This window comes from Dyadobacter sp. (assembly GCF_051859145.1).
Taxonomy (GTDB): domain Bacteria; phylum Bacteroidota; class Bacteroidia; order Cytophagales; family Spirosomataceae; genus Dyadobacter.
The window spans coordinates 1-12,871 of sequence record NZ_JBHYGF010000055.1 but is presented as its reverse complement, the minus strand read 5'-3'; the positions used below and the strand labels follow the sequence as shown (position 1 = coordinate 12,871).

The 12,871-nt window shown below is 46.8% G+C and carries 14 protein-coding genes; 4 read left to right on the top strand and 10 right to left on the bottom strand.

All coding sequences use genetic code 11. The annotated features are described in order from the left end of the window. The 8 genes from ACTIE6_RS04525 to ACTIE6_RS04490 all read right to left on the bottom strand — a co-directional run. On the bottom strand, positions 1-689 hold a 689-nt coding region (locus tag ACTIE6_RS04525; protein ID WP_439555494.1), incomplete at its 3' end, for a hypothetical protein. Between the two features lie 18 nt (positions 690-707). Then, positions 708-2,525, bottom strand: a complete 1,818-nt coding sequence (locus ACTIE6_RS04520) for a sialate O-acetylesterase (RefSeq protein ID WP_439555493.1) — start codon at positions 2,523-2,525, stop codon at positions 708-710. Between the two features lie 47 nt (positions 2,526-2,572). Further along, positions 2,573-3,880 (bottom strand): hypothetical protein, encoded by a 1,308-nt coding sequence (locus tag ACTIE6_RS04515; RefSeq protein WP_439555492.1) that lies wholly within the window; start codon positions 3,878-3,880, stop codon positions 2,573-2,575. An 83-nt stretch (positions 3,881-3,963) separates the two neighbouring features. Next, positions 3,964-4,557, bottom strand: a complete 594-nt coding sequence (locus tag ACTIE6_RS04510; protein WP_439555491.1) for a Crp/Fnr family transcriptional regulator — start codon at positions 4,555-4,557, stop codon at positions 3,964-3,966. Positions 4,558-4,966: 409 nt separating this feature from the next. Next, entirely contained in the window at positions 4,967-5,614 is a 648-nt protein-coding gene (locus ACTIE6_RS04505; protein WP_439555490.1) for a 2'-5' RNA ligase family protein, read from the bottom strand. 187 nt (positions 5,615-5,801) lie between these two features. Next, complete coding sequence (locus ACTIE6_RS04500) at positions 5,802-6,221, bottom strand: response regulator (protein ID WP_439555489.1); 420 nt, start codon at positions 6,219-6,221, stop codon at positions 5,802-5,804. Then, a complete protein-coding gene (locus ACTIE6_RS04495; protein ID WP_439555488.1) occupies positions 6,208-6,891 on the bottom strand; it encodes a sensor histidine kinase in 684 nt (227 codons plus the stop codon). Before ACTIE6_RS04495 ends, ACTIE6_RS04500 begins: the two co-directional genes overlap by 14 nt. Positions 6,892-6,921: 30 nt before the next feature. After that, on the bottom strand, positions 6,922-7,818 hold the full coding sequence (locus ACTIE6_RS04490; protein ID WP_439555487.1) for a PAS domain-containing protein: 897 nt from the start codon (positions 7,816-7,818) through the stop codon (positions 6,922-6,924). Between the two features lie 254 nt (positions 7,819-8,072). On the opposite strand from ACTIE6_RS04490, the gene porV reads away from it, so the two are divergent. The 4 genes from porV (at position 8,073) to ACTIE6_RS04470 (ending at position 10,741) form a co-directional block, all read left to right on the top strand. Next, on the top strand, positions 8,073-9,176 hold the full coding sequence (gene porV, locus ACTIE6_RS04485) for a type IX secretion system outer membrane channel protein PorV (protein WP_439555486.1): 1,104 nt from the start codon (positions 8,073-8,075) through the stop codon (positions 9,174-9,176). A gap of 126 nt (positions 9,177-9,302) precedes the next feature. Further along, the gene (locus tag ACTIE6_RS04480; protein ID WP_439555485.1) at positions 9,303-9,935 is read left to right on the top strand and encodes an START domain-containing protein; all 633 of its coding nucleotides are present in this window, start codon (positions 9,303-9,305) and stop codon (positions 9,933-9,935) included. 107 nt (positions 9,936-10,042) lie between these two features. Continuing rightward, complete coding sequence (locus tag ACTIE6_RS04475) at positions 10,043-10,276, top strand: hypothetical protein (protein ID WP_439555484.1); 234 nt, start codon at positions 10,043-10,045, stop codon at positions 10,274-10,276. 60 nt (positions 10,277-10,336) lie between these two features. Then, positions 10,337-10,741, top strand: coding sequence for a hypothetical protein (locus tag ACTIE6_RS04470; protein ID WP_439555483.1), 405 nt, complete (start codon positions 10,337-10,339; stop codon positions 10,739-10,741). Between the two features lie 46 nt (positions 10,742-10,787). Here ACTIE6_RS04470 and ACTIE6_RS04465 read toward each other — a convergent pair whose 3' ends face one another. Both ACTIE6_RS04465 and ACTIE6_RS04460 read right to left on the bottom strand, forming a co-directional pair. Then, positions 10,788-11,591, bottom strand: a complete 804-nt coding sequence (locus ACTIE6_RS04465; RefSeq protein ID WP_439555482.1) for a 5'-methylthioadenosine/adenosylhomocysteine nucleosidase — start codon at positions 11,589-11,591, stop codon at positions 10,788-10,790. Positions 11,592-11,599: 8 nt separating this feature from the next. Then, a partial coding sequence (locus ACTIE6_RS04460; RefSeq protein WP_439555481.1) for an NCS2 family permease occupies positions 11,600-12,871 on the bottom strand: 1,272 nt, incomplete at its 5' end.

Below are 12,871 nucleotides of genomic sequence, written 5' to 3'. Positions count from 1 at the left end.
TCAGGTAATTCAATCGGTTTATCCCGACGATAGATTACTATTTTATATTCTCCTGGATCCATATCAATCGGGATCTTGATTGACACTGGAGTAGGGTCGCCTTCTTTGGCCGGGATGGAAGAAAAACTGGATGTAGTAATGACCTTTCCAGATGCTTTATTGACAAATGACGCATGCTGGTGGATATCTGTTGGCTCCAAATCGGTACCCCAATTTCTCGCAAAGAAATTTAAAAGGGTTTCTTTCCCAACAAGAGGAAAGCGGTAAGGTTTACCATTCGGCAGGATTTCAGCTGGTTTGTAGGGTATAACTGCAATTAGCAGACTTCCTATCCCTATTATGTTCCCTTCGTATACGATACTCCCGTTAATCCAGCCATCTTTGTTGAAAGATTTATCGACTTTACCTTTCTTCGAATGTCTAAAAGAGATTTTAAGTTTCTGTCCACCCTGATAGTTAGCAGGAAGATATATAACAAAACTTTGTTTCGGGTGAGTTGTTAGATTTTCTTTAGGAACACCTTCTACTTTCAAATCGTAAATATCATAGAGTTCGAGGACGGCAGGTCGTACGTCCTCTTCCTTACAACCGAGCAGAACCGCTAATAACATCCAGTAAATTATGGCTAGTCGCCTCATAGTAGTATGTAGTATAGTTAAGTCATGATTTTTGAATATCAAGATTTTCATAAGCATTGTATTCAGATATCAGCGTTCAAGAACAAAATGCCTCGATACGAAGTAGCTGCCAATCTTGATTCTACATACATAAGAGCCAACAAAAAGTTTGCTTAGATCAAGCGTTTGCTCTTGGTTGCCTGCAGCATAAGCATGCTCGCCGGAAGTAAATAGTATGTGACCATTCAAGTCAACAAGATCAATGCGTACGAGCGAAGGTTCACGCAGGGTATAACGAACCACCGTCTTTTCCTTTGCCGGATTAGGCGTAATCTGGACCGGAACAAATTCTTCTTTTTCAATTATAGCTTCCTCCTCAGCTCCCATTCGAGCTGCTCCGCCGACTGCCAGCATGGGCGTGTACACAGCCTGACTTACCATCGTTCGGGTTGGGCTGATGATGTAGCAGCGATAGGATTTCCAGTTACTGTTGCTAACCGTAATACTTTGTGCTGATGAGAAGGCAGTAGTAATATGGTTATCGCCCTCCACCCATTTGTAAGTATAGCCGGCTGGTGCTTTGATGGTGACGTTTGCACCACTTTTGGTAATTGTCAAGTTTGGAGGTGTAGTGGCTGATACCGAAGTCATGTTCTTTATCGGAGTAAAACCAAAGCCTGTTTTGAATGCTTCAAATGCCTGATTGCCAGCATCGACTAGGCCAGGTGCGATAAAATGAGTATTGTCATCAGCTCTGCGTTTCGAAGCTGGGATATTGTCGGAATTCCAAACAGCAGCAGCTGAGGGCCCTTGTTGGAGATTTCCTGTATATGTTCTAGTTTTCTGCTGACCTGCGATTACAGCGGGGTCTACGGTACCCATATACCATGTCGCCCTTGAAATGGCCCAGCTTAGGTTATTGCTAAAATGTTCCCGGCTTTTGTTCAAGACAATTTGGAGCTTTGAATCATAACTCAACTCTGAAGTGTTCAAGACGTTATCTGACTCGCCCTGATGCCATAGTACACATCTCGCGCCAAACATGCTGCCAAAGTAGGTCAAGGAGTTTTTTAATGTTTTGTAAGGTTGTCCCTCGGGTCCCTGAGTATCCCAGTCGTTAAACCACCCTTTTTCCGGGGTAACAAAAGCACAGCATGGTTGTCCGTTTAAGAGCGGCAAAGGTGCAATCTCTACATCACTCTCGGCAGTCTTTGCCCAATTCTCCACCGAGGATCCGGTAAATGCTGCATTGAAAAACAAAGTCGGTACAACTGTTCCTGGTATCAGTTCGTCTGCAATGCGCTTGCCCAAATGCCCGTAAAACCAGGCTGAACGATTACCCGACGGAGTAATCAGCTTTCCATCTACGATTTTTTCGATATACGGAAACTGGTAGGTGTTTTTGCAGATCTGATTGTTGCTAATGGAATTAACGCAGTCGTAGAAGGTAGGGTTGACAGCAGAGTTCGTGATATTATCAGTCCCTTGTGCATTGGATTGACCGGCAATAAAAACAACTTCGCCTACTCCGAACTTTACAGCTCCGGAGGTGGTTGGGAAATTGTTATTGCCTTCAAAGGCGCCAACTTCCAGCAAATACCAGCCGGTATTGAAGGTGGCCGAAAATTTAAATACACCTGCATAGGGCGTACTCGCCAGGCCGCTGTTCCAAATCGTTGCCGCCGCCAGTGGATTTCCGTTCTTGTCGAGGGAGGTAGTTCTGTACTTGATCACAAAATTTGTTCCGATAGGAGAGCCTGGCCTTACTTGCCCGGCAATAGCCACGCTGGCTTGTCCATTCGCATTGCGTTGGAACACAGACCGCTCTAACGGAAGAGAGATCGACATTTGCGCGTTTGCATTGAAGAAGCAGGTAAAAAAGAGGAGGGATATAAAAAGGTTTTTCATGATATTGTTGGTGTGTTGTTGAAAGGCAGATTGATTGTTACGGATTGTCACTTCTTCAAATAAGATGCGGTAGTCAGCAGCGGTATTTTCAAACCGTAACAGGCATTTATTGCCTTGATGCATTCGTTCGCAATCACTGCCTGCCCGAAGCTGGTCGGGTGAATTGCATCGTCTGAGTAGAAGTTTCCGTCCGGGAATGCAGGATCCACAAATACACCATCGTCCGTGGTATAGCCACCCGCATTGATCTTTTTGTAAAGCCTGTATAAGTCCAGCAGCGCAATATTGTTCTGATCCGCTATATAGTTGACATAGTATTCATTATACCAGTTAACCTGGCGGTAGCCTCGTGTTTCATCGCAGTTTTGGTCAATGGATAAAACTTCTCGCTCGCTCAGCACCTCTTGCTGAGAATTGCCTGAAAATAGTTTTTCAATCTTTTCACCCGGCAACAACACATCAGCAGCATTTGCCTCCCTGACAGGTCCACAGTCTGCTTTGACTGCCAGTTTACATTCTGGACACAGCTGCCGCAGTTTCTCCAATGTATAAAGTTTGAAATAGGGCAAGTCCATCACATCAGGAATGTTGACTAGAACTCCTCTGCTTCCCTTTTTGGCGGCATCCCTGACGTATGCAAATTCCGATTTTTCTCCACGTTCACCTTCCTCAGGCGCGGGTAGTTGAGCGGGATCGCCACCCACTAATGCGCTTCTCAGGTGACCGTCCATTCCCACATCAAAAACAAGAAAATCAGGCGTGGTTTGGGATCTTAAATAACTCAGGTAGTTAGTGTGACCGTTATTAGCTTCCGCATCCGGCAACAGTCTTTTAAAGAATGGAATAAAATCCTGCGATTCGGTACTTGGTAAGTTGAGCGATGCATAATAATCAAAATCTTTCCAGGCGCTTCGCGGATTGAAATAGGGTAGTGCCAGGTTATCAACACTTCCATTGTACTTGATCAAAGTACTGTCTTTCGAGTCCCGGATGTAGGCTAAGTGATTGGTGACCTGGCTATACCTGAATGTGGGGCCATTGTCCCGGATCAGCGTCTTGTACCCTGACCCATTGGAATGCGCAGTATCAAAGAGCGGCTGTTTCAGGCTGATGCCCATTTGGCTAGCCAGCAGATTGGGGTAGGCAGTCAGCTGTGCTTCCCGATACAATCCGCCATTCTGCACGCCAGCTGCCACGGAGCCACCTACAACCAGCATCCGGGTGGGAGTGGAAACTGCTGTGTCTGAAAATAATCGTTGCGAAACTTGGAAGGCTTTGCCAGAATAGCCATTTAATACGAGCAAATAGCAGAAAATGTTTGCTGACAGCCGGGAGAAGTACTGTTTCTTCATCATTGTGGTGTATAGAAAGAGGTGGTTACGATCGACTTATAATCGCCAAAACTGACACGTTTCAGGGTCAATTCCTTTGATAAATATCAAAATCGTTGTTGCTGCTTTTTTTGCTGCTTGTAATTGCTCCGCAGCCTGCTAAGATGCTCCTGAGAAATGCCGATGTATGAGGCAATATGACCCAGTTTCACACGGTTGAAAATATCAGGTAGCTGAACGAGCATGATCTGGTACCTTTCCTCTGCGCCGCAGGAAGCAAAGGTCTTAACCCGTTCATCAAGAAAAAGATAGCTTTTGGTAGTCAGTGCCAGAGGCAGCCGCAATACCACGGGATATTCTTCATACAGGGATTCTATCTTGCGGAGGGGCAAGCTATATACTTCGGAATTTTCCAGCAGCTCAATGTTGTAGGCAGTGGGCGTGCCGGACAACAGGCTGTCAACTGCGCTTACAACCTGATTTTCAAACACAAAACAGGCGGTAACATCTTTCCCATCCTTATAATAAAACACCCTAGCCAATCCTTTCTTAAGAAAGTATAGCTCCTTGCAAACTGCGCCACTTGAAATAAGCCGCACATTCTTCCTAAAACGCCTGTGTATTGTGAAATGATTTAGTCTTTCCTGTAATCCTTCCGGCAATTCAATATTCTCTTTAAGCAGATCGATGAAGGGATTCATGTGATGAAGTGTATGTTGTGTTACGCCACAAAGTTCAAAAAATCCCTGATTAACTGCTAAGCAGATTGTTGCCTTCCGAAACCGCATAAATGCGGCAGGTATTTCTATGTTAAAGGTAACTAATTCTAAATGAGCATTTTGTTCTCATTTTGCGTTTTTGATTTGTTAATATTCAATATAAGTACCTGCTCTTTTTTTGACATTTATCAAAAAATTTAAAGGCAGCATATACTTCGGCGAGGCTTTTAGTCTGTGTGTATACCGCTATTGTATATACGCAGAACTTAACTGAAAAAAAGATCAGGGGATACGGATAAAAAAAAGCGATCACATTCGGAAAGTGGCTGTATTGGTCCAACCAGTATCCAGGAACTTCCTCCCTTTCCTCCGTCCTCCCTTTCCTCCATCATTAAAACAACGCTGCCTGCACGAATGTAGCCTGGGTGAGGCCTTGGAGCGGGAAGCGCTCGACGATCTGGAATTTGTCTCCCTTAACAAGGGATCTTCGCAGCAGCTGCATTTCTGTTACCGGAAAACTGGCTGCGAACTTCTGATACTTCCATTCAAACCAGGCTTGTTCCAGCTGCTTATTGTTCATGTTCCGCGCGATTGTATAATGTGGGTCTGTGCAGTACTCGTGTTCGGCAGGTGACCATTGTTGAATGTGTTTGTCAATATCTGCTTTCAGTTTCTTTACTATTCCCAGAATATGGTGCGAAACCTTGTCTTCCACATCGATATACATCGTGCCGTGCTCATATTTGTTGAAGCCGCTCAGTTCCATTTCGAATGGATCAGTGGTCTGGGCAATTTTCCTGCAACCCTGGATCACGCGGTCCATTTTGCTTTGGTGAATGATGCATTGCATCAGTGCCAGATGCGGGGTAAGATTAGCTGCATAATAGCAGCCGTAGCGGCGTTCAAAAAACTGCTTTACACTTGCGATATGTGCTTTGGTAACCTCGTCGCAGGAAAAGATCAGCAGGTACTCCAGCATATGGTGCCGGATATTTGTTAGTGTACTCGGGTGATTATTGTTGATGTGAATACTTTTCATCTTACAGTTTGTTGAATGTCAGTGATTAGTAACATTACAAATGTAAGAATGTTGTAATAAGTATCAAAATTTTGATCTTATAAATATCATTATTGTCGTAAAAACGGCATTGCAGCTAAGTATACCGGGAATGCTGTGCTCCTCAGTAGCTTATGATAACAGTTGTATCAGAAAAGCAACGCAAACATCAGCATGCAACGGGACCTTCCTGTAAACGCAACATAACTTCATTTAAGGCTTTAATCGTCAGTGGTTTTACGATCAGATCATGTACGTCCCGCAGCGACCTTGCTCTTTCAAAGTCTTCCTCATCATTGGATGAGCTTACCAGGAATATGTTTACTTTTTTCGAAAGCGAAGGAAGCAGCTTGCCCACCGCATCAAGGAACTGCCAGCCGTCCAATACCGGCATATTTAGATCAAGGAGGATCAGATCCGGCAATTGGCTGGGATCGCTGAGGTTTTCAATAAAAGCATCAACGGCAACTTGCCCATTATCGAAGTAGAACGTCTGTTCTGCAATGCAGGCGCGATTGATAATGATTTTGATAGCGAACCTGTAAATCTCGTCGTCGTCAACTACCCATAACCGGTTAACCTTGTTCATTGAAAATCAATTTAAATGCTGTTCCTAATCCAGGCGTACTCTCCACCTCAATATGTCCTCCCTGAGACTCAATCTGCGTTTTGACCAGAAACAACCCGACGCCGTGTGCGTCTTTGTGATTGTGAAAAGTCTTGTAAAGGCCAAATATCTTCTTTCGATGAAGGTCCAGGTCGATCCCCAGTCCGTTGTCGCGGCATTCCAGTACAGTTTTCCCCTGCCGGTTCTTGTAAGATTTAAGAATAATCCGCAGTTGCTCCGAAGGATTTCTGTACTTCACTGTATTGGATACCAGATTGGTGACGATACTTTCGAGATATACCCTCGGGAAAAGCACAGTTTCTTCATCAAATTCGAGAAATACCTCTGCATTATTCATATTCAGGTCGGTGCCGAAGATGTTCAGTACTTTTTCTGTCACCACCCGAAAATCCAGCTGCTCGCTTTGAACAACATGGTCCTTGATCTTGATCGCCTTTGATAAATCCTCCAATGTCGCATTCAGTCCATTGGATACGTCTTTCATTTTATCAAAAAGCTGCGCATTATCTTCATCCAGCTTTTCCGGATCAATCAGCGTCGAAAGCAGCACCATGTTGCTGGCGTGATTGCGGATGTTGTGTGACAGGATATGCGTGAAATTTTTGAGCTGCTCATTGTTGCGCGTGGTCACTTCCAGTGATTTGCTAAGTGCCAGTTCTGCCTATTTGTAGCGGTCGATATTCATGAAAATGCCGCGCAGCTTGGTCACTTTTCCGTTGTCATCGTACAAAGGCCGCCCCGTCGATCTTACCCACACCGACTTTCCTGTCAATGTGGTCGCGATCAGTTCCTTGTCCCATTCCACACCGTCCGAAATCGCTTTATTTACCGCTTCATTCGCATCCGTACGAAAAGATTCCTGCACGTGACTGTACAGGCTGAGCTCATTAAGCGGGTAATCTTCCGGCAGTTCAAGGATGTCGTAAATCGTTTTTGACCACATCCGTTTTTTGGTCAGCAGGTCTGTTTCCCAGCCGCCCACTTCGCTGATCCTCCCTGCTTCGGAGAGCAGGAACTCACTGGCAGCGAGCTTTTCCTCTACAATCTTACGCTTTGCAATCTCCTGTTCATACTCCTCCACGGAACGCGCATTCAGCACGCGGGGAAGTGTTTTATACAGAGCATAAACCGTGATCACGGATACGATCGCCGTGGCCAGGCGCAACAGCGCACTAACCCGGTATATAGGCCACCAGAAAATCCAGGCGTCGACCAAATGCGTGAGACCGCAAAGCAGAATGAATGCAACAAACAATAAAAACACGCCGTGAAAGGGTATATCCTTTCTTTTTCGCAGCAGTGCAAGCAGCAGAATAGGAATGGCGAAGTATGCTGCCCAGATCATTACATCCGAAATGATGTATAACCAGCCGTGAAAGTCAGACCATTCTCCGCAATACCAGCGCGGCGGCCAGTCAGAAGTGTCAAATAAATGAGAAAAGAAGCTGGAAACCTGCTCTCTGATAGGCACTTCTGCTCTTTGGGCCGCAGTGTTGGTCCGGCATACTGTGATACCTGCTGTTTGATTGGCAAGTAGCTGAGCGCTATCAGGTTTCAAGATTAAATATAGAGGGTTGCGTTGGGAGCGTCAAGATAAAGCTTTGTTACCAAAGATCAATTTAGACTTTACGGTTTTTGTGAAATATTGTGTGCAGAGGCAGAATTATTTTGCAGAGTGATTTTGATAAGATCCTGATTCAGAGATATCAAAGGAGGTAACTTATCTGTAAAACTAGTTGTAATATTTAAGGCTGATAAACGTTCGGGTTTTGTAACCGCTTTACCAAACCTTCAACTTTAATGCTTACTGCCATGATGAAGAAATTGCTTCTGCTCAGCTTTTTTGTGCCTGTTTGTACTGAGTCAATCGCGCAAATCCCCGGTGTCCTGAGAATTCCCTATGGTCAGCCTGACATTCTGAGTGTAGTTCCCGACGCCCGGACCGGCGCGATGGGTTATGCCGGCGTCGCGTTGAGCCCCGATGCAAACGCCACCTACATTAATCCGGCCAAGCTTGCCAACGCAGAAAAGGACTTTGGCGCCTCTGCCTCTTTTTTTCGCTGGCTGCCGGAGCTCGTTGATGATTATTGGGTGGGCTATGCAAGTGCTTATAAGAAGTTAGGCGGAAAACAGGCCGTTTCCGCTTCGGTTCAATACTTCGATTACGAGACTTGGCTTATGAATGGAGACACGAAGCAAACGTCCGATATCGCTGTCAGTGCTTCCTATTCGCGGCAGCTCGGGAAAAACTTCTCCATGGGCGCTACACTGAAATACATCAGCTCCGATTTGGGGTATAGTAGCATTCGCGTCGGCACGATTAAAAAGGGGCAATCTGTTGCGGCAGATATCAGTGCATACTATCACAAGCAGGTGACCGGCGGCCAGGGAGGGGAGGATTTTAACTGGTCGCTTGGGGCAATCGCATCCAACCTGGGCAATAAGATCGATTTCGGATCAGGTGGCAAATACTTTCTTCCTGCCAAACTCCGCATTGGTGGCGGACTTTCCTATACCGTTACGGGCAAGCACCGGATCAATCTGGTAGCCGATTTAAGCAAACTGATGGTTCCTACACCGGCAGCAGGCCAGAGCGGACAGGATGGGGCGGTGTTAGCAAGTGCATTAAGGTCTTTCTCGGATGCGCCGGGCGGCTTCAAGGAAGAGTTCCAGGAGATTATGTTTTCTGTGGGTGCTGAATACTGGTATAAAAACGTAGTGGCGCTGCGCAGCGGCTACTATGGTGGAAGCCAGAAAAAAGCAGGTCAGCAGGTTATCACAGTTGGCGCAGGCGCACGCATTTTCCAAAACTTCAATGCCGATCTCGCCTACATTATTCCTGTAAAGGAAAGCAGCCGGCTGGCGGAAACATTCCGTACAACGGTTTCATTTTATATACCCGGGAAAAAAGGGTAGAGCTGCCTGAAAATCAGGCACCAGCTTTTCAGTTCAAAAGAATTATCGTGCAACTGGGAGCGCTTTTGTTGCAACCTGAAAAGTTCGCATTGTGGTGCCGGCAGACAGTTGCCAATTTACCGGGCCATGATAAGAATAATCCTGACTTTGCTGATTTTAAATCTTTCACTTACCGCCGTGCTGGGCCAGGCTGAATGGGTCCTGGCAGCCAGCCGCGGGGACGTGAGGATATACAGCCGCACGGTAGCTGGTTCCAGGATTAAAGTCCTTAGAGCAGCATGCACTATGCAGGCCACGACCGCCGAAGTGCTGAGTTTGCTGAAAGATATTCCCGCGACCGGCAAATGGATGTGCCACACCAAACGTTGCGAGCTGATCAGAAAGATCTCGGAAGATGAGCTTTATTACTATACCGAAGTAAGCCTCCCGTGGCCCCTCGATAACCGCGACTTTGTAAGCCACATGACCATCACGCGTGACCTTTCATCGCAGGTTGTTACTGTCAATTCCCCCGCCGTGCCCGGACACATTCCTGCAAAAAAGGGATTGGTAAGGATTACCCAATCCGAGAGCAAGTGGACGATTACGCCAGTCGGCAATGCAAAAGTGAAGCTCGAATACATGCTGCGGGTTGATCCGGGCGGTTTCATTCCTGCACATATTGTCAACTACTTTGCATTGCAGGCGCCTTTTGAAACATTTGATAAAATGAAAACCGAGCTGCTGTCCCGCCGCGCATTGAATGCGGCTGATAAGTAAGTCGCCAGCCTTCTTTCCTTTGGACTCTTAAATGTTGCAGCAAAGCCGGTTACAAGGCTGCGGGCACGCATTTTTGTGAATGAGGGGTGAAATGTAAAACGAACGATATGGGAAAAGGTAAAGACCTGTTTGGTTACTACAATGATCTTGCAAAGGAAAAAGGCCCCGGCAGCAAGGAAAGCGCCTACGCCGGTATTTTGTTCCAGGCGCTGCTGATGGTAGGAGAGCGGCGCACTTTCGAGCTGCTGGAGGAGGCAGACGAACAAGGCAAAAAGCTCAGACTTCAATATCCTCCCAATTCAAAAAAAGGTGACGCGCCTGTTGATATTATAATGGAATAAGGCTCGCTGGAATGGTTATTTAGGAATGTGGGTTTTCATCAGCAAAACTTGCAGCAAATCATGAAAACTACATTCTTATCACTGGCATTTTTCCTTCTGACAGCGTCAGGGGTAGCCTTTGGACAGTCTACAACCATTTCAACCAACCCCAAAACCAAGGCCGGGGGAGATACTTCTGACGTTTCCAACAGCACGCCGGGAACAGGCCGCAGCGCCACAACAGGGGATCGAAAAACGGCAAGTGGCACAGGTCACCAGAAATCTGACGGAGCTTCACAGCCAGGCAGGGCAACCGGCGCGGGCGACAGGTCTACGCCAGGCGGTGACGATGGAAATGGCGGTACTACCGGAAAGACCAAATTGCCAGGCAATCAAAGCCAGGGCACTAATAAAAAAGCAATTCAGGAAGGAAAAACAAGCATAGCGAAGGATAGGAAACCAAAATCCGAAGCCAAAAAGGATTGATAACAAGCATTTTAGAACCAAAAACCCTGTTTTAAGCAGGGTTTTTTTATTTCCCTCCCACAACCGCCATTACCAGGGTAGCTGCATTGGTGGCAGCGATATCATAAAAGTTACCCATATCATCTTTCGCATTTTCGTTGGCATTGTCGCTCATACTTCTGATGATTAAAAACGGAACGCTTTGCTGATAGCAGGTTTGTGCCACAGCCGCGCCTTCCATTTCAGTAGCTGCAGCTTTCAGATCTTTCAGCAGCCGGTCTGTTATTTTTTTGGAAGAAACAAAAACATCACCTGTGACGATTACGCCCTGTTTTACCGCGGGCATCCTGCTGCCAGATTTTCGCTGGATCTGCTGAAAAGTTAATCCTTTAGATACTTCCGTTGCTTTTGCAATCAGTGCCGGGTCGCATTTGAAAGTAACGGGGTTGGCCAGGTTCGTGAGCGGGTTTTTGGTAGCCCAATATTCCATTGCATCATCTTTCACTGCGCCGAAATCATGGTAGGTAATGTCCGTACCGATCACAATGTCGCCTAGCCTGAGCGCGGGATCCACGGCACCTGCGATTCCGGAGAATATCAGTTGTTTCGGGTTAAAATGTTCAAGCATTAACGTGGTTGTGATTGCCGCATTTACTTTTCCTACGCCGGTTTGCGCAAGTACCACATTCTTCCCGCGCAGCTGCCCCGTAATGAACCTCGCCGACCGGATCACGGTATCTTTTGCATTCACCAGATTGGCCCGTAAATGTACCAGCTCAGGCGGGAAAGCACCCAGTATCCCGATCGTTTCCTGGGCATTGACATCAATTTGAAACAAACAAAAAACAAAAAGCAGCAAAGATTTTTTCATGAAAACAATTAGAATATTAATGCAAGAATCGCGAATAAGTCTATGATAATGAGTGCCAGACTGATCTCTCTCGCGCGGCCCGTCGCGATATGTAATGCTGTCCAGCTCAGAAAGCCCCAGATAATCCCCTGCGTAATGGAGTAGGTAAACGGAATAAGTACCATCGCAAGGAAAGCCGGGAACGCTTCGTGCAACTGGGTCCAGTTGATCTTTACAACCGGCTTCATCATAAATACACCCACCAGTACCAGCGCCGGTGCAGTAGCTATCGCAGGTACCGCGCTCAATAATGGGGACAGGAACAGGAATGGCAGGAAAAGCAATGCGCCCGCAATTGCGGTAAGTCCCGTTTTGCCGCCCTGCTCAATGCCCACCGCTGACTCAATGTAGGCAGTACCGGGACTGCTGCCGGTAAGTCCGGCGAGGGTTGTTGAAAAAGCGTCCACAATCAACGAGCGGCGGATATTGCGCGGCTCGCCATTTTCGTCGAGCAGCACAGAAGCTTCTGCCAGTCCCACGAATGTGGAAAGGCTGTCGAACATATCTGTGAAAACAAATGCAAGGATCACAGGCGCCAGGCTCCATTTGAGCGAATTAACCAGGTCCAGACGGAAAAGCAGGCTGAAATCCGGTGGTGACACAATGCCGGAAATGGTAACAAGCGGCTCAGTTCCGCCCCACCAGCGCCCGATAGGCCAGGCCAGCAGACTGGTGAGCACAATACCTATCAGGATACCGCCTTTTACATTCCGTATCAGCAGGATCACGGTGATCAGCAAGCCTGCTATGAAAGTGAGCGTGGATGCATTCAGGTTTCCGATACTGATCATCGTGGCCGGGTTAGGGACAATAAATTTGGCATTGGCAAACCCGATCAAAGTAATAAACAACCCGATCCCTGAGGCAATTGCATAACGCAGCGGCTTGGGAATTGCTTTCACGATGTAGGAGCGGATGTTAAATACGGAAAGCAGCAGAAAGAAAATCCCTGACCAGAACACCGTACCCAATGCAACTTCCCAGGACAACTTGTAGGTAAATACCGCCGTGAATGTAAAAAATGCATTCAAGCCCATTCCGGGTGCAACCAGGATCGGATTGTTGGCATAAAGCCCCATCATGAAGCTGCTGAAAAAGGCGACAAGAATTGTAGCAGTGAGCACCGCCGAAAATGGCATTCCGGTCTGGCTGAGTATGGAAGGATTGACAACAATGATATAGGCAGTAGCCAGAAAAGAGGATACGCCGGCCAGTATCTCGGTCGAGAAGGAAGTTTGTTC